The sequence below is a fragment of the Streptomyces sp. NPDC002566 genome, from assembly GCF_042889585.1.
Classification (GTDB): Bacteria; Actinomycetota; Actinomycetes; order Streptomycetales; family Streptomycetaceae; genus Streptomyces.
Map to the genome: position 1 here is coordinate 652,512 of NZ_JBIARD010000004.1, position 17,048 is coordinate 669,559.

Genomic DNA, 17,048 nt, shown 5'->3' on the forward strand with positions numbered 1-17,048 from the left:
ATGCCCAGATCTCACGCACCGCACACGGCGGACCCGCGTCCTACTTCTTCGGCTGGAAGGTCTCCGTCAGCGTCGTCCAGGTGCTCCGGCGCAGCTCGCCGTCCCAGGTGGCCGACTTCGCCGTGTACATCAGCGCGTATCCCTGGCTCGGGCTGACGACGAACCCGCGGTCGATCGTGCGGTAGCCGGTGCCGTCCGCCGTGTAGGTCCACTCCCAGTCGGCCGCGTTCCAGCCGCGGTAGGCCACCTTCTCTATGCGGATCTTCTGGTACTGCGAGCGCCTCATGGAGCGCTCCTGGTTCTTCCAGTCCGCGACCGGGTCGTCCTTGGGCGTGGACGTCCAGGCGACGAGCAGCTTCTGTCCGTCGGGCCCGGTGAACCGGTCGCCGGCGTCGCTCGCCTCCTGGTACTTCCACCCGGCGGGCAGGCCTATGGAGTAACCCTGGGAGCCCTTGTGGGTCGTCACCGCCCGGCCCGCGCCGCCGGCGGAGGCGCCGGTCCCGGCGGTGCCGCTCGGGGCGGCCGCGGACCCCGTGCCGGTGGACGCGGACTGGCCGGTCGCGCCGTCGGTGCGGGTGCCGTCCGCCTCGTCGCCCTTGGTGTCGGGGCTCGGGCTCTTGCCCGGCGCCGAGCCGGTGCTCACGCCGGCCGGGGAGCCGCCGGGCTTCGCGCCGTTCGTCTTCTTGCCGTCCCCGCTGAGGACGACGGCCAGCACGGTGCCGAGCACCGCGAGGACGACCACCACGGCGATGATGACCAGCGTCCGCTTGGGCACCACGTCGGTGATCGGCGCCCGGGGCACGGGCCGCGGCGGAAGGTCCGGCGGAGTCATCACGGGCCACCCGGAACTGCGGCCGCCCGTGCCACCGTTGCCCGTACCGCCGGCGGCCGTCCCGGAGGATCCGGACACCGGGGCGGACGCGGATCCGGACGCCGCCGTGGCCGTGGCCGCGCCGGTCCGCGCACCGGCCTCGGACCTGGGCGCGGCAGCCGGCGACGAGGCGGCCGCGGCGGGGGGCGCGGACTTGGCGGCCCCGGCTCGGGACCCCGAGCCCGACCCCGAACGAGAACCGGAACCCGAACCGGAACCGGAGTCGAAACGGGAACCGGAACCGGCCCCTTCACCGCCCTTGACGGAGTCACCGGCCCGTCCGGCTCCCGAGCCGGCCGCACCGGACGAACCGGCTGAACCGGTCGCGCCCGACGAGCCCGCCGAACCGCCCGACCCGTTGGCCGACTTGGCGCGCGCCGCGGCCGCCGAGGTGGCCGCCCCGGCCGCGACGGCGGCCTTGCGCACGGAGCGGAACGCCCCGCGCAGCTTCTCGGCCGCCTCCGCGCCCCCGGAGCCGCCCGAACCGCCCCTGCCGTCCGGGCCGTCCGGCTGGATCGGCAGCGGCACGAGCTTGGTCGCGTCGGCCGGTTCGGCGTCGTCCGGGTCGGGCCCGTGGATCACCGCGTTGAGCATCGCCCGCGCCCCGGCGTCGTCGAGCCGGCGCTCGGGGTCCTTGGTGAGCAGACCGTAGATGACGTCCTTCAGCGGGCCCGCGTTCTTCGGCTCCTCCAGCTGCTCGGTCATCACCGCGGTGAGCGTCGCGATCGCGGAGCCCTTGTCGTACGGGGGGCTGCCCTCGACCGACGCGTACAGCAGACCGCCGAGCGACCACAGGTCGGCGGCCGGTCCGGGCTTGTGGCCGCGGGCGCGCTCGGGGGAGATGTAGGAGGGCGCGCCGACGAGCATGCCGGTGGAGGTGATGGACGGGTCGCCCTCGACCTGCGCGATGCCGAAGTCGGTGAGGACGACCCGGCCGTCCTCCGCGATCAGCACGTTCGACGGCTTCACGTCGCGGTGCAGGATGCCCTCGCGGTGCGCCGAGCGCAGCACGTCGAGGATCGCGAGCCCGACCTCCGCGGCGCGCTTCGGCCGCAGCACGCCGTCCTCACGGATGACCTCGGCGAGCGACTTGCCCTCGACGAGCTCCATCACGATCCACGGCCGGTCGTCCTCGTCGACGACGTCGAAGACGGTCACCGCGCTGTTGTTGCGGATACGCGCGATGGCCTTGGCCTCGCGCAGCGTCCGCGTGATGAGCCGGCGCTTCTCCTCCTCGTCGATGTTCGACGGGAACCGCAGCTCCTTGACGGCGACCGTGCGCCCGAGGGTCTCGTCCTCCGCGCGCCACACCGTCCCCATGCCGCCGCGGCCGAGTACGTCTCCCAGCCGGTAGCGCCCGGCGAGGAGACGTGCACTCTTGTCCTGACGGGATGTCCCCGCCCGCTCCGCCTCCGACATGCGTCCCCTCATGCAACCCGCCCTGACAGAGCCTCCATTGTCCCCTACCCGACAAGTGCCCGACGCCCAGGGGGCCCCTGACGGCTCATGAGCGCCGGCGTGTTCCGGCCAGAAGGCGCGGTGCGGATCCGCGCCTCCCCGAACCGGCCCCGCCCGCAGCCGAGTTCCGGACGGCGGCAGCACTCCGCAGGGGGCGCGCGTTGTCGCCGGGTGCCGGCCGGTTGTGGCCGATCGCGCAGTTCCCCGCGCCCCTTGAGGCAGGTGCACCGCACGTACCTCAGGGGCGCGGGGAACTGCGCGACAAGCGGCGGTCAGAGCGGGACGATGTCCGGCGCCCCGAGCCGTGCCGCGTCCGCCGTCAGGTCGTCGGGCTGGCGCTGGGACTCCCGCTCGGCCTCCACCCGCTTCTCGTAGTGCTGGACCTCGCGATCGATCTGGTCCTTGTCCCAGCCGAGGACGGGCGCCATCAGTTCGGCCGCCTCCCGCGCGCTGCGCGTGCCCCGGTCGAAGGTCTCTATGGAGATGCGGGTGCGCCGGGTCAGCACGTCGTCGAGGTGCCGCGCGCCCTCGTGGGAGGCGGCGTAGACGATCTCGGCGCGCAGGTAGTCGTCCGCGAACTGGAGCGGTTCGCCCAGCGACGGGTCGTCCGCGATGAGGTCGAGGAGTTCCCCGGCCATCGAGCCGTACCGGTTGAGGAGGTGTTCGACCCGCACCACGTGCAGCCCGGTCCGGGCGGCCGTGCGCGCCCGCGCGTTCCACAGCGCCTGGTAGCCCTCCGCGCCGAGCAGGGGCACCTCCTCGGTGACGCAGTCGGCGACCCGCAGGTCCAGCCCGTGCACGGCGGCGTCGACGGCGTCCTTGGCCATCACCCGGTACGTCGTGTACTTGCCGCCGGCCACCACGACCAGGCCGGGCACGGGGTGGGCGACGGTGTGCTCGCGCGACAGCTTGCTGGTGGCGTCGGACTCGCCCGCGAGGAGGGGGCGCAGACCGGCGTAGACGCCCTCGACGTCGTCGCGGGTGAGGGGGACCGAGAGGACGGCGTTGACGTGTTCCAGCAGGTAGTCGATGTCGGCGCTGGAGGCGGCCGGGTGGGCCTTGTCGAGGTCCCAGCCGGTGTCGGTGGTGCCGACGATCCAGTGCCGGCCCCAGGGGATGACGAACAGCACCGACTTCTCGGTGCGCAGGATCAGCCCGGTGGTGGAGTGGATGCGGTCCCGGGGGACGACGAGGTGGATGCCCTTGGAGGCGCGGACGTGGAACTGTCCGCGCTCGCCCACCATCGCCTGGGTGTCGTCGGTCCACACGCCGGTGGCGTTGACGACCTGCCGGGCGCGCACCTCGTACTCGCCGCCGCCCTCGACGTCCTGCACGCGCGCGCCGACGACCCGTTCGCCCTCGCGCAGGAAGCCGGTCACCCGAGCCCGGTTGGCCGTCTGCGCGCCGTACGCCGCCGCGGTGCGCACCAGGGTGGCCACGAAGCGGGCGTCGTCCATCTGGGCGTCGTAGTACTGGAGCGCGCCGACCAGGGCGTCCTTCTTCAGGGCGGGGGCGACGCGCAGGGCGTGACGGCGGCTCAGGTGCCGGTGCATGGGCAGGCCCCGGCCGTGGCCGCGGGCCATGGACATGGCGTCGTAGAGGGCCACGCCCGAACCGGCGTAGAGCCGCTCCCAGCCCTTGTGCTGGAGCGGGTAGAGGAACGGCACGGGCTTGACCAGGTGGGGCGCGAGCCGCTCCAGCAGCAGGCCCCGCTCCTTGAGCGCCTCGCGGACGAGGGCGAAGTCGAGCATCTCCAGGTAGCGCAGGCCGCCGTGGATCAGCTTGCTGGACCGGCTGGAGGTGCCCGACGCCCAGTCCCGCGCCTCGACCAGGCCGGTCGACAGTCCGCGGGTGACGGCGTCGAGCGCGGTGCCCGCGCCGACCACTCCGCCTCCCACGACCAGCACGTCCAGCTCGCCCTCGGCCATGGCCGCCAGTGACCGCGCTCGCTGCGCCGGTCCCAGTGTCGCTGTCCTCACCGCTGCCTCCCGCTGTCGCCTCGCGTGGGCCGCGCCGTCAGGGCGAGGCCGCGTCGCTTGTCCCCATGCCCAGATTCTGGCTGGATCGTCCGACTTCGGCCACCACGCACCCCCAGTCTGTGGACAACCCTCACGTGACCGTCGCCGAGTGCCCGAAAACTCGGGAAACACCACCGAACACAGCCGACCAATCCCGCATATCGGTCATATTTACTCCTAGTGTGACATTGAGTTCGCTCGTCCTGTCCACAGGGCTTGCGCACCTGTCCCGCTTCGGTTATTGGGAAGGACGGCTCACGCCATGCCCGCAGATCTCGCCGTGATCGGACTCGGACCGCTCGGCCTGCCCCTGGCCCAGGCCGCCGTGGCCGCCGGCATCCCCACGCTCGGCTACCGCACCGGTCCCGAGGCGGGCTCCCTCAGCCCCGCCGAACTGCGCCGGATGCTCTCGGGGGGCTTCCGGCCCGCGACCGACCCCGCGCTGCTCGGCCGGGTGCGCACCGCCGTCATCTGCGCCCCCACCCCGCGCGACGCGGACGGCGGGCTCGACCTGAGCCAGGTCGAGGCGGCCGCCCGCACCCTCGCCGGGCATCTGCGCCCGCACACCACCGTGATCCTGGAGTCACCCGTCTACCCGGGGACGACGGAGGAGTTCCTGCGGCCGCTGCTGGAGGAGACGTCCGGTCTGCGCGCGGGCCGCGACTTCCACCTCGCGTACTCCCCGAGCCGCGTCGACCCCGGCCGCCGGGACTTCACCCCCGTCAACACCCCCAAGGTCATCGGCGGCCTCACCCCGGCCTGCACCGAGTCGGCCGCCGCGTTCTACGGCCGCCTCACCGACAAGGTGGTACGCGCGCGTGGGCTGCGCGAGGCGGAGACCGTGCATCTGCTGGAGACCAACTTCCGGCACGTCAACATGGCCCTCGTCAACGAGATGGCCGTCCTCTGCCACGACCTCGGCGTCGACCTCTGGGACGTCGTCCGCTGCGCCGAGACCAAGCCCTTCGGCTTCCACGCCTTCCGCCCCGGCCCCGGCGTCGGCGGCCACTCCGTGCCGCTGAACCGCACCGGACACCTCGGCAGCCCCCTGCGGATGGTGGAGCTGGCCGAGCAGGTCAACAGCCGCATGCCCCGCTACGTCGTCCAGCGCGCCGCCGCCCTCCTCAACGAGCACGGCAAGTCCGCCCGCGGCGCGCGCGTCCTGCTCCTCGGCGTCACCTACAAGCCCGACCTCGCCGACCGGCAGAACACCCCCGCGCGCGAGATCGCGATCCGCCTGACGGAGCTCGGCGCCGCGGTCAGCTACCACGACCCGCACGTCCCGTCCTGGAGCGTCCTCGACCGCCCGGTCCCCCGCGCCGAGTCCCTCTACGAAGCGGCCGCCGACGCCGACCTCACGATCCTGCTCCAGCAGCACCGCGTGTACGACCTCCAGGGCCTCTCGGTGAAGGCGCAGCTGCTCCTGGACACCAGAGGAGCCACCCCGACGGGGGCGGCGCACCGGTTGTGAAGGGGGGCGCCCGGCGCGCCCCCGGTTCGCCCCGCACTCCGTCCCCGCGAGCGGGCATGCGAAAGGGGCCGGCAGCTCACCCGGGTGAGCTGCCGGCCCCTTCGGGGATTCCGGGTCAGCGGCGGTGGACCGAGTCCGCGACCGTGACCTCCACGCGCTGGAACTCCTTCAGTTCGCTGTAGCCGGTGGTGGCCATGGCGCGGCGGAGGGCGCCGAAGAAGTTCATCGAGCCGTCCGGGGTGTGCGACGGGCCGGTGAGGACCTCCTCGAGGGTGCCGACCGTGCCGAGGTCGACCTTCTTGCCGCGCGGCAGCTCCTCGTTGACGGCCTCCATGCCCCAGTGGTGGCCCCGGCCCGGCGCGTCGGTCGCGCGGGCCAGCGGGGAGCCCATCATCACCGAGTCCGCGCCGCAGGCGATCGCCTTGGGCAGGTCGCCGGACCAGCCGACGCCGCCGTCGGCGATCACGTGCACGTACCGGCCGCCGGACTCGTCCATGTAGTCGCGGCGCGCCGCGGCGACATCGGCCACCGCCGTGGCCATCGGGACCTGGATGCCGAGCACGTTGCGCGTGGTGTGCGCCGCGCCGCCGCCGAAGCCGACCAGCACGCCGGCCGCCCCGGTGCGCATCAGGTGCAGGGCCGCGGTGTAGGTGGCGCAGCCGCCGACGATCACCGGGACGTCGAGCTCGTAGATGAACTGCTTCAGGTTCAGCGGCTCGTGCGAGCCGGAGACGTGCTCCGCCGAGACCGTCGTACCGCGGATGACGAAGATGTCCACGCCCGCGTCCACGACGGCCTTGGAGAACTGGGCGGTGCGCTGCGGGGAGAGCGCCGCGGCGGTGACCACGCCCGAGTCGCGCACCTCCTTGATGCGCTGCCCGATCAGCTCCTCCTTGATGGGGGCCGCGTAGATCTCCTGCAGACGCCGGGTGGCCGCCTCGACGGGCAGCCCGACGATCTCGTCCAGCAGCGGCTGCGGGTCCTCGTGCCGCGTCCACAGGCCTTCGAGGTTGAGCACGCCGAGCCCGCCGAGCTCACCGATGCGGATCGCGGTGGCCGGGGAGACGACCGAGTCCATGGGGGCGGCCAGGAACGGCAGCTCGAAGCGGTAGGCGTCGATCTGCCAGGCGATCGAGACCTCCTTCGGGTCCCGCGTACGGCGGCTGGGGACGACGGCGATGTCGTCGAAGGCGTACGCCCGGCGGCCGCGCTTGCCGCGCCCGATCTCGATCTCAGTCACGTCTGTGGCCTTTCCCTGATGCGTTTCAGCGTCTTCCAGTATCGCCGACGGACCCGGCGGGCACACCGAGGGCGGCCCCGGAACGAGCGAGGGCGGCCCCGGGGGATCCGGGGCCGCCCTGGCGGAAGCCCTGCGTCTACTTGGTGCTGTAGTTCGGCGCCTCGACCGTCATCTGGATGTCGTGCGGGTGGCTCTCCTTCAGGCCCGCCGAGGTGATCCGGACGAAGCGGCCCTTGCTCTCCATCTCCCCGATGGTGGCCGCGCCCACGTACCCCATCGTCTGGCGGAGACCGCCGACGAGCTGGTGCAGCACGTTGCCGAGCGGGCCGCGGTAGGGCACCTGGCCCTCGATGCCCTCGGGCACGAGCTTGTCGTCGGAGCCGACCTCGGCCTGGAAGTAGCGGTCCTTGGAGTAGGACCTGGCCTGGCCGCGGGACTGCATCGCGCCGAGCGAGCCCATGCCGCGGTACGACTTGAACTGCTTGCCGTTGATGAACTGCAGCTCACCCGGCGACTCCTCACAGCCGGCGAGGAGGCTGCCCAGCATCACCGTGTCGGCGCCGGCGGCGAGCGCCTTGCCGATGTCACCGGAGTACTGCAGGCCGCCGTCGCCGATCAGCGGGATGCCGGCCGGGCGGGCCGCGAGGGAGGCCTCGTAGATGGCCGTGACCTGCGGGACGCCGATGCCGGCGACGACACGCGTGGTGCAGATCGAGCCGGGGCCGACGCCGACCTTGATGCCGTCGACACCGGCGTCGATGAGGGCCTGCGCGCCGTCACGGGTGGCGACGTTGCCGCCGATCACGTCGACGCCGACGCTCGACTTGATCTTGGACATCCAGCTGAGGGCGTTGCTGTTGTGGCCGTGCGAGGTGTCGACGACCAGGAAGTCCACACCGGCCTCGGCCAGCGCCTGGGCGCGCTCCAGCGCCTCGGGGCTCGCGCCGACGGCCGCGCCGACGAGCAGCCGGCCCTCGGCGTCCTTGGCGGCGTTGGGGTACTGCTCGGCCTTGACGAAGTCCTTGACCGTGATCAGGCCCTTGAGGACGCCCGCGTCGTCGACCAGCGGAAGCTTCTCGATCTTGTGGCGGCGCAGCAGCTCCATGGCGTCGCCGCCGGAGATGCCGACCTTGCCGGTGACCAGCGGCATCGGCGTCATGACCTCGCGCACCTGGCGCGTGCGGTCCGACTCGAAGGCCATGTCGCGGTTGGTGACGATGCCGAGCAGCTTGCCGGCCGGGTCGGTGACCGGGACGCCGCTGATGCGGAACTTGGCGCACAGCGCGTCGGCCTCGGCGAGCGTGGCCTCGGGGTGCACCGTGATCGGGTCGGTGACCATGCCGGACTCGGACCGCTTGACCAGGTCGACCTGGTTGACCTGGTCCTCCACGGACAGGTTGCGGTGCAGCACGCCGACGCCGCCCTGACGGGCCATGGCGATCGCCATGCGGGACTCGGTGACCTTGTCCATCGCCGCGGAGAGCAGCGGGATGTTCACCCGGACGTTGCGGGAGATGCGGGACGAGGTGTCGACCGCGTTGGGGAGCACCTCGGACGCTCCCGGCAGCAGCAGCACGTCGTCGTAGGTCAGCCCGAGGGTCGCGAATTTGTCGGGCACTCCGTCGACGTTGGCAGTCATGACACCTTCCCCAAATGGCCTTGATCGGTGCGGATGTCCATGCTAACGGGAAGCGCGCTTCACTCATTCCACGGTTCGGAAGGACTCCCGGCTTCGTATGTTCGTACGGCACCGGCCCCGGACCCGTTCAACGGGGGCCGCCGCAAGGGGCCGCTGGTCCGGACTACTGCTCGGCGAGGGCGCGCAGCCTGCTGAGCGCCCGGTGCTGGGCGACGCGGACCGCGCCGGGTGACATTCCCAACATCTGACCGGTCTCCTCCGCCGTGAGGCCCACCGCGATGCGCAGCAGGAGCAGCTCCCGCTGGTTCTCGGGCAGGTTGGCCAGCAGTTTCTTCGCCCATTCGGCGTCACTGCTCAGCAGGGCCCGCTCCTCGGGCCCCAGGGAGTCGTCGGGGCGTTCCGGCATCTCGTCCGACGGGACCGCCGTCGAGCCGGGGTGGCGCATCGCCGCGCGCTGGAGGTCGGCGACCTTGTGGGCGGCGATGGCGAAGACGAAGGCCTCGAAGGGACGGCCGGTGTCCTTGTAGCGCGGCAGGGCGAGCAGGACGGCGACGCAGACCTCCTGCGCGAGGTCCTCCACGAAGTGCCGCGCGTCCCCGGGGAGCCGGGACAGCCGGGTGCGGCAGTAGCGCAGGGCGAGGGGGTGGACGTGGGCGAGCAGGTCGTGGGTGGCCTGTTCGTCGCCGTCGACGGCGCGGTGCACGAGGCCGCCGATCGCCCCCTGGGCGTGGGCACGGACCGCCTCGTCATCGCGCATCGGTCCATGGTGCCCTGCGGCCGGGCCGGCCGCCGCGCCGTGCCCGTCGTTGTGCACCGAAGCGTTATGAGCAGGTGCGCCGGAACTCATCCCCTGCGCCCTCCCCTTCCGCTCGACCGACTCGTCCCCGAGGAACTCCACACCTCAAGGATGCGGCATCCGCCGGGAAACGAGCAGCGGGCGGTCCGGCGGGACCCGGCACCGCCACCGGGCTGCGCCCGGCGTAGGGGTACTCTCCGCGCGCTCGCGAACCCGCGCGAGCAGGGCCCGTCCCGCATACCCCGCTCCCCTCCGCCGACGTCGGCTCACTCCGTCCCCGTCCGGCAGACCGCGTCTGTGACGAAGTACGCGCACGCGACGGATTCCACTCATACGACGAGTCGTGCGCCGAGGTCGTACGAGGGTGTCCCCGGGCCGCTGTCGCCCGCGCCGTGGCGCTCGCCTCACCCGTGACGTTTTCCACACGCACGGCGCACGCGGCGACTCCCGTCACTCGCGTCTCGCTGCCCACCCGTCACGGAGAGTGGTCGGAACGGGGTGCCGAGAGGGCCGAAGCCCTCCCCCACCGGAACGCATGTTCGCCCCGGTGTTCGGCTCGAATGTTCGACTCGGCGGACCGGTCCTCAGCGGACCAGTCCCCAGCGGAATCCGAGCGCCACGGCGTGCGCGCGGTCCGAGGCGCCGAGCTTCTTGAACAGCCGGCGGGCGTGGGTCTTGACGGTGTCCTCGGAGAGGAACAGCTCCCGGCCGATCTCCGCGTTGGAGCGGCCGTGGCTCATGCCCTCCAGCACCTGGATCTCGCGGGCGGTGAGCGTGGGAGCCGCGCCCATCTCGGCCGAGCGCAGCCGGCGCGGGGCGAGCCGCCAGGTCGGGTCGGCGAGGGCCTGGGTCACGGTCGCCCGCAGTTCGGCGCGCGAGGCGTCCTTGTGCAGGTAGCCGCGGGCGCCGGCGGCCACCGCGAGGGCGACTCCGTCGAGGTCCTCCGCGACGGTCAGCATGATGATGCGCGCGCCGGGGTCGGCCGACAGCAGCCGCCGGACGGTCTCGACGCCGCCCAGCCCGGGCATGCGCACGTCCATCAGAATCAGGTCCGAGCGGTCGGCGCCCCAGCGGCGGAGCACTTCCTCGCCGTTGGCCGCCGTCGTCACGCGCTCGACGCCGGGCACGGTCGCGACCGCGCGGCGGAGCGCCTCTCGGGCAAGCGGGGAGTCGTCGCAGACGAGGACGGAAGTCATGGCCGCCCTCCGCAGCTGATGCGCGTCACCTTGTGCCTCCAGGCTGGTACGAATCGTCACCTGTGCGGTCGACCGTCTCGGACGCCTGCCCGAGCGTTTGTGTTTTCAACCGCCTCCGCACTCTCAACGATGGTCACTCGAAAGAGTTACGGGGCTGCGTGCAGTCTTCGGCACTCTACGTGAGGGGACGGACACGCGGGAGGCAGCCGCGCGGGCCCTCGGTCTTTCATCACGAGCGATGCCCCGATTAGCCCCATTTCTTCCCATTTACTGGTGTCTGAGGCTAGATTCGCAATGAGTCATATTTTCATCTCCTTAGATCGTAGTTGTACGGTCGTTGGCACCGTATCCGCTCGAAACGGCTACAAGGGGTCACGCAATGGCAGATTTCTCCCGCCTTCCCGGACCGAACGCGGACCTGTGGGACTGGCAGCTCCTGGCCGCCTGCCGCGGGGTGGACAGTTCGCTCTTCTTCCATCCGGAGGGTGAGCGCGGGGCGGCGCGGAGCGCTCGCGAGAACTCGGCCAAGGAGGTCTGCATGAGGTGCCCGGTCCGCGCGCAGTGCGCGGCGCACGCGCTGGCGGTGCGAGAGCCGTACGGCGTGTGGGGCGGGTTGACCGAGGACGAACGCGAGGAGCTCATGGGCCGGGCGCGCCACCGCCTGGTTTCAGCGTCGACCGGTGGGGAGACACCGCCGGACGACTGAAGGAACGCGGATCAGGACAACTGAAGGAACGTTTCTGCACAGAGGTCGGCACAGAGGTTCTGCACAAAGGTCTGCAAAGGGATGGGGCACGCACACGTGTGCCCTTGTGTCATGTGCGCGCCCTCTCGGCGCGCCCCCGGTTCTTGTGCGCGCCCTTCTCAGCGCGCCCCCCGTTCCCGTGCGCGCCCCTCTCAGCGCGCCGCCGCCCGCTCCAGCTGGTCCAGGGTCGCCGCCACCGCCGGCACCGGCGCCAGGTCGGGCAGGGTCAGCGCGACGATCTCCCGCCGCACCGCCGGCTCCAGCGTCACCGCCCGCGCCCCACGGGGCCGTACGGACTCGATCGCGAGCTGGGGCAGGACGGCGACGCCGAGCCCCGCGCCCACCAGACCGGCGACCGCCGGGTAGTCGTCGGTGGCGAAGTCGATCCGGGGCGTGAAACCCGCCTCCGCGCACACCTCCACCAGCTGGCCGCGACAGCGCGGGCAGCCCGCGATCCAGGACTCCCGGGCCAGTTCGCCTATGGCGACGGACTCCGCGCGTGCGAGGGGATGCCGCTCCGGGACGAGGGCGACGAGCCGGTCGGTCAGCAGGGGACGTACGACGAGGTCGGCCCACTCCTGCGCGCAGCCCGGCGCGCTCTCGTAGCGGAAGGCGAGCGCGATGTCGCAGTCGCCGGCGCGCAGCTTGTCCACCGAGGCGGGCGGTTCCGCCTCCTCCAGGGAGACGCGGGTGCCGGGGTGGGCGGCGCGCAGCGCGGCGAGGGCGGTGGGCACGAGGGCGGAGCTGCCGCTGGGGAAGGAGACGAGCCGCACCCGCCCGGCGCGCAGTCCGGCGATCGCGGCGACCTCCTCCTCGGCGGCGGTCAGCCCGGAGAGGATCCCGGCCGCGTGCCGTACGAGGGCCTCGCCCGCCTGGGTCAGCCGCATCTCGCGTCCGCTGCGCACGAGCAGAGGCGTGCCGACGGACGCCTCCAGCGCCTTCATCTGCTGGCTGACGGCCGGCTGGGTGCAGCCGAGCTCGCGCCCGGCCGCCGAGAATGAGCCGGTGGCGGCGACGGCGCGCAGCACACGGAGATGACGGGCCTCGATCACCCTTCGAGCATAAGCGGCCCTTGGGATCATCGGTCGATCATGCGCCGGGGCTTTGACGGCGACTGTCGGTTCCGAGTGGGTGAGGGGAACGGTCGCGCGCGTTTCCGGTCACTAATCTTGCGGCATGACTACGGCTCTGATCACAGGTTCGACCGCGGGCATCGGTGCCGCGTTCGCGCGGCGGCTGGCGGCGGACGGGCACGACCTCGTCCTCGTCGCCCGGGACACCAAGCGTCTGCGCGAGCAGGCCACCGAGTTGCACGACCGGCACGGCATCGAGGCGGAGGTGCTGACCGCCGACCTCGCCGAGGACGCGGGCATCGAGGCGGTGGCCGCCCGGCTCGGCGACCGCAAGAACCCCGTCGACCTGCTGGTCAACAACGCGGGCTTCGGGAACAAGGGGCGTTACCTCGACGTGCCGATGGCCGACGAGCTGAAGATGCTCAAGGTGCACTGCGAGGCGGTGCTGCGGCTGACCTCGGCGGCCACGGCGGCGATGCGGGAGCGGGGGCGCGGCGGTGTCGTCAACGTGGCCTCGGTGGCGGCGTTCCTGCCGCGCGGGACGTACGGGGCGTCGAAGGCGTGGGTCGTGCAGTTCACGCAGGGGGCCGCGAAGGACCTGGCGGGCACTGGGGTGCGGCTGATGGCGCTGTGCCCGGGCTTCGTGCGCACCGAGTTCCACGAGCGGGCCGGGATGGGCACGGACAACATCCCGGGCTGGATGTGGCTCGACGCGGACAAGCTGGTCGCGGCGGCGCTGCACGACCTGGCGCGCGGGAAGTCCGTGTCGATCCCCGACGCCCGCTACAAGGCGCTGATGGGCCTGGTGAAGGTGACGCCGAGGGGCCTGCTGGGCGGGGTCAGCTCGCGGACGGGACGCAAGTACGGGCCGCAGTAGGGGGCGGTGAGCGGTGGGTGGCGTCGGCGCTCCGGTGGGAAAATGGGCGTGACGGAACCGGACCCAGGGGGGCCGGAGGCTGCGCCATGACGTTCGTACAGCTCATCGACTGCAGGACCAGCCGGTTCGACGAGATGAACCGGCTGCTGGACACATGGGTCGAACAGACCAAGGGGAAGCGGACCGCCACGCACGCGCTGGTCGGCAAGGACCGCTCCGACGATTCGCACTTCATCGAGATCGTGGAGTTCCCGTCGTACGAGGAGGCGATGCGGAACTCGAACCTGCCGGAGACCGGGCGGATCTTCCAGGACATGGTCGCCCTGTGCGAGGAGACGCCGACCTTCACCGACCTGGACGTGGTGCGCGACGAGCAGCTCAACCGCGTGGTGGCCCGCGAGTTCTTCGAGGGACTCGGACGGGGCGACATCGACCGGCTGTTCGAGCGCGTCTCGGACGACTACGTCGACCACGACCCGGCCAACGCGCGGGACACGGGCTTGCGGGCCGCCCGTGAGGAGGTCGCGGGCTGGCGGCGGGCCTTCAACTTCTCGATGCGGGTCGACGACCAGCTGTCCGAGGAGGACCGGGTGTGCACCCGCTGGACCTTCACGGGCCGCCACCACGGCGACTTCGTCGGCATCCCGGCGACCGGCCAGGACGTCACCATGACCGGCATGACCTGGCACCGCTTCCGCGACGGCATGATCTGCGAGGCCTGGTGGCAGTACGACCGGGCGGGGCTGCTGGAACAGCTGGGGGCGCTGGGCCGGTAGGCCGCGCTCGCGGGGGCCCTGTTCCGCCCGGGCCGGGCGGGACGGGGCCCCGCGCACGCGCGGTCCGAGTCAGCCGCTCCGGACGACGCGCGCCTCGCCGGAAACAGTCACGCTGCCCTCCGGCAGTGCCGAGATGGTTCCGTCGTTGCCGTCCGCCGTCTCCTCCCTCTTGAGGGCGGCGAGTTGGTCGTCACGGAGAAGCTGGACGAACCCGTGGCGGACGGAGCCCGGCTTCGCGTTCGCCCTTTGCAGATCCACCGTTATCTGTTGGGACGCGTGCCGCGCGGAGATCTCCTCCTTCAGGTAATAACCGGTCTTCGGCGGCTTCCCGGCGTCCATGATGTTGTCCACGCGCACCATGTAGTACAGCTTTTCCCCGGCTTTCGTCTCACAGTTCACGCGTGCCGACAGGTACCCCTGGTTTCTCACCTCCAGGTTCGACGGAGTCAGTTCCACACCGCTCGTGCCGGCGGTTCGGCAGTCGGGAGGCGGGGTCGCTTCGGGCAGCGGGGCCGCTTCGTCCTTGTGCGACACGGCAGTCGGGGCGGCTGTGCGTGACGAGACGGTGGGGCTCGGCGACGGCTTGTCGGGCTCCGGGTCCGTCAGAGCCGGGGGGACGGCGGCGCGCGGGGTCCGGCTCGGTTCGGGACGGGTGGTCGACGGGACGGTCGGGGCCGCGCCGCCGCGATCCGCGTCGCTGCCCGCCGTCGGCGAGAGCACCCAGAGCAGTGTGAGAGCCCCGGCCACGACGGAGAGCGTCCCACCGGTGACGATGAGCGCCAGGCGAAGGCGACGCACGCGGGGCTTCTGGTTGACCTGGATGTGGCTGCCCCTGACGTAGACGAAGTCGCCTCCCGCCGCGTGCCCGTTTCTCGCGTCGACCCGCCTGCCACGGTTCTCCCCCCTGGAACCGCCGCGGCTCATGTCACCACGTTCTTGTCACCCTGGATCTCGATCATGTTCCCGCCGACCGCCATGCCGTCGCGCGCGGAGATCGATCCGCCGGCGGGCGCACGGCCGCGCCTGCCTCTGACCTCGTTCTCCACGCCGGAGACGCGGGTCGCGTCCCCTCCGACCGCCGTGCCGTTGACGGCCCTGACGTTCGTGGGCGCCGACGGCATGAACTGCCGTACCGACACCGCGAGGGCGGCGAGGGAGACCAGCGCGCCCACGATGCTGGCTATCTGATCGGCCTCGCTCAGGTTTCCGCCGATGGCGAGGGCCGTGAGAGCCACGAGGGCCGCGAGGAAGAGTGCCGACAGGACGAGAAGGAACACCTTCTTGTAAGCCGTCATGTTCGTATTTATACATCACACGAACTCCGCCCAGTAGATGGCGATTTGAACACCTGGGTGGGAGCTCAAGGTTCTGTCGCCCTGATGTCAGGGGTAGGCCCGTGGGTTCGCGGTGAAGTCGCGGGGTCGGGCTTGGTGAATGCTTGCCGGCTGTGCACGAGCAGTTCACGCATCCCCGGGCTGTGCGTGTTCTTCCAGATCAGGGCGAGCAATGCGGGTGTCTCGACATCATCGATGGTGCGGGCGGTGAGCCGGTCGCGGTGACTCGCGGCCATGGAGTCGGTCAGGACGGCGACGGCGAGCCCGCGGGCGGCAAGGCCGGCAATGGCGTCCGCGGCGCTGGCCTGCAGAGAGATCGCGGGTTGGAGGCTCTGTGCGGCGCAGGCCTGGTCGAATACCGTGCGCAGGCCGGTGCCGGGCGGCATGCACACGATCGGGTGGGCGACCAGGTCGCGCAGGGTGACCCGCCGCTGTTTCGCCAAGGGGTGCCCGGCCGGGACTGCCGCGACGAGCCGCTCGCTGATGATGGTCAGCGCGTCCAGCCCGTCGGGGGTGGCGGTTGCCGCCCCGATGAGTGCCAGGTCGACGGTGCCGGTGCGCACCCCCTCGATGAGCCGGTCGGAGCTGTCCTCCAGCAGCGAGATCTCCACACCGGGATGTGCCTGGTGGAACGCGGCGAGGGCGTCGAACAGCGGGGTCAGGCTGCAGCCGATGACCATCCCGACGGTGAGGTGCCCCCGGATCAGGTCGGTCACCTCGCCCACCGCCTGGCCGACTGCCCCAGCGGCGGCGAGTGCGGCGCGGGCGTGTTCGAGTGCGGCCTTTCCCGCGACGGTGAGGGTGACGGTGCGGGCCGACCGGTCGAACAGCTCAGCTCCGAGTTCCCGTTCCAGCTGGCGGATCTGGGCGCTGACGCCGGACTGGCTGATGTGCACCCGCTCGGCTGCCCGGGTGAAGTTCTGCTCCTCGGCGACCGCGACGAAGTATTCCAGCTGCCTCAGCTCCATGACTGCAGATTCTAGTTTCCAGAAGATTCATCTGTTGGAGTTCTGGCCAGTCGACAGCCACGCTTGGAAGCGTCGAAGCCCGACGTCAGGAGGAATTCATGCCGGAGCACGAGAAGGCCATGCGACCCGAGGACATCACCCGCTTGTTCGTGGAACGATCCAACGCCGGTGACGCGGCCGGAGTCGCCGCACTTTACGAAGAGGGTGCGGTGATGGCCTACCCGCCCGGCGACCAGACGGTGGGCCGGGAGGCGATTCGTGCGCTGTGGGAGAAGGTGCTGGCCAACCGTCCCCGTTTCGAGCAGGAACAACCGCTGCCCACGCTGATCAGTGGCGACATCGCCCTCACCTCGACTCCTCCGATGGACGGGGCCGGCGCCCGGGCGCAGGTCGTCCGGCGCCAGCCTGACGGAAGCTGGCTGCGCCTGCTCGACCAGCCCGAGTTCGCCCCACCCACCCGCTGACCCTCGCCTCCGCGAGTTCGCGGAACTGAAGGCTGTTGGGCTTCGCCGCGAGAGGTCGGTACCCCAGTGACGTCGCGGAGGAGGTGGCCACCGGCGGCACAGGTGGACGGGGGTGGTGTCGT

General features: G+C 71.7%; 15 protein-coding genes. 5 read left to right on the forward strand and 10 right to left on the reverse strand.

Translation table 11 applies throughout. The annotated features are described in order from the left end of the window. Positions 1-40 precede the first annotated feature (40 nt). Together ACFYXA_RS20070 and ACFYXA_RS20075 are read right to left on the reverse strand one after the other, a co-directional pair. Positions 41-2,290, reverse strand: coding sequence for a serine/threonine-protein kinase (locus ACFYXA_RS20070; RefSeq protein ID WP_389035093.1), 2,250 nt, complete (start codon positions 2,288-2,290; stop codon positions 41-43). 311 nt (positions 2,291-2,601) lie between these two features. Further along, entirely contained in the window at positions 2,602-4,308 is a 1,707-nt protein-coding gene (locus ACFYXA_RS20075) for a glycerol-3-phosphate dehydrogenase/oxidase (protein WP_389034533.1), read from the reverse strand. A 301-nt stretch (positions 4,309-4,609) separates the two neighbouring features. Between ACFYXA_RS20075 and ACFYXA_RS20080 the strand changes: the two genes are divergently transcribed. Further along, the gene (locus ACFYXA_RS20080; protein ID WP_351095381.1) at positions 4,610-5,818 is read left to right on the forward strand and encodes a nucleotide sugar dehydrogenase; all 1,209 of its coding nucleotides are present in this window, start codon (positions 4,610-4,612) and stop codon (positions 5,816-5,818) included. A 115-nt stretch (positions 5,819-5,933) separates the two neighbouring features. Here ACFYXA_RS20080 and ACFYXA_RS20085 read toward each other — a convergent pair whose 3' ends face one another. The 4 genes from ACFYXA_RS20085 to ACFYXA_RS20100 all read right to left on the reverse strand — a co-directional run bounded on the left by ACFYXA_RS20085 (position 5,934) and on the right by ACFYXA_RS20100 (position 10,689). After that, the gene (locus ACFYXA_RS20085; protein WP_130441153.1) at positions 5,934-7,058 is read right to left on the reverse strand and encodes a GuaB3 family IMP dehydrogenase-related protein; all 1,125 of its coding nucleotides are present in this window, start codon (positions 7,056-7,058) and stop codon (positions 5,934-5,936) included. A gap of 136 nt (positions 7,059-7,194) precedes the next feature. Beyond that, a complete protein-coding gene (guaB, locus tag ACFYXA_RS20090) occupies positions 7,195-8,697 on the reverse strand; it encodes an IMP dehydrogenase (RefSeq protein WP_130441151.1) in 1,503 nt (500 codons plus the stop codon). A 163-nt stretch (positions 8,698-8,860) separates the two neighbouring features. Then, positions 8,861-9,454 (reverse strand): sigma-70 family RNA polymerase sigma factor, encoded by a 594-nt coding sequence (locus ACFYXA_RS20095; protein ID WP_130441149.1) that lies wholly within the window; start codon positions 9,452-9,454, stop codon positions 8,861-8,863. A gap of 623 nt (positions 9,455-10,077) precedes the next feature. Next, positions 10,078-10,689, reverse strand: coding sequence for a response regulator transcription factor (locus ACFYXA_RS20100; RefSeq protein ID WP_003948568.1), 612 nt, complete (start codon positions 10,687-10,689; stop codon positions 10,078-10,080). A gap of 379 nt (positions 10,690-11,068) precedes the next feature. On the opposite strand from ACFYXA_RS20100, the gene ACFYXA_RS20105 reads away from it, so the two are divergent. Next, positions 11,069-11,395: a WhiB family transcriptional regulator gene (locus ACFYXA_RS20105; protein WP_130441147.1), complete on the forward strand. Its 327-nt coding sequence runs from the start codon at positions 11,069-11,071 to the stop codon at positions 11,393-11,395. A gap of 191 nt (positions 11,396-11,586) precedes the next feature. Here the strand turns inward: ACFYXA_RS20105 and ACFYXA_RS20110 are convergent, their stop codons facing one another. Then, complete coding sequence (locus ACFYXA_RS20110; RefSeq protein ID WP_351095386.1) at positions 11,587-12,486, reverse strand: LysR family transcriptional regulator; 900 nt, start codon at positions 12,484-12,486, stop codon at positions 11,587-11,589. 124 nt (positions 12,487-12,610) lie between these two features. Here ACFYXA_RS20110 and ACFYXA_RS20115 point away from each other — a divergent pair, with 124 nt between their 5' ends. Further along, positions 12,611-13,384 carry an SDR family NAD(P)-dependent oxidoreductase gene (locus tag ACFYXA_RS20115; RefSeq protein ID WP_389034542.1) on the forward strand — a complete coding sequence of 258 codons (774 nt, stop codon included), beginning with the start codon at positions 12,611-12,613 and terminating at the stop codon, positions 13,382-13,384. A gap of 86 nt (positions 13,385-13,470) precedes the next feature. Continuing rightward, entirely contained in the window at positions 13,471-14,160 is a 690-nt protein-coding gene (locus tag ACFYXA_RS20120; protein ID WP_389034545.1) for an ester cyclase, read from the forward strand. 69 nt (positions 14,161-14,229) lie between these two features. Here the strand turns inward: ACFYXA_RS20120 and ACFYXA_RS20125 are convergent, their stop codons facing one another. From ACFYXA_RS20125 to ACFYXA_RS20135, 3 genes are all read right to left on the reverse strand, one after another. Continuing rightward, positions 14,230-15,084, reverse strand: coding sequence for a hypothetical protein (locus ACFYXA_RS20125; RefSeq protein WP_352245330.1), 855 nt, complete (start codon positions 15,082-15,084; stop codon positions 14,230-14,232). Next, positions 15,081-15,455: a hypothetical protein gene (locus ACFYXA_RS20130; protein WP_389034549.1), complete on the reverse strand. Its 375-nt coding sequence runs from the start codon at positions 15,453-15,455 to the stop codon at positions 15,081-15,083. The genes ACFYXA_RS20125 and ACFYXA_RS20130 overlap by 4 nt, the downstream gene beginning before the upstream one ends. A 65-nt stretch (positions 15,456-15,520) precedes the next feature. Beyond that, the gene (locus tag ACFYXA_RS20135; RefSeq protein WP_389034552.1) at positions 15,521-16,462 is read right to left on the reverse strand and encodes a LysR family transcriptional regulator; all 942 of its coding nucleotides are present in this window, start codon (positions 16,460-16,462) and stop codon (positions 15,521-15,523) included. 98 nt (positions 16,463-16,560) lie between these two features. Here ACFYXA_RS20135 and ACFYXA_RS20140 point away from each other — a divergent pair, with 98 nt between their 5' ends. Beyond that, positions 16,561-16,926 (forward strand): nuclear transport factor 2 family protein, encoded by a 366-nt coding sequence (locus tag ACFYXA_RS20140; RefSeq protein WP_352245327.1) that lies wholly within the window; start codon positions 16,561-16,563, stop codon positions 16,924-16,926. Positions 16,927-17,048: the final 122 nt, after the last annotated feature.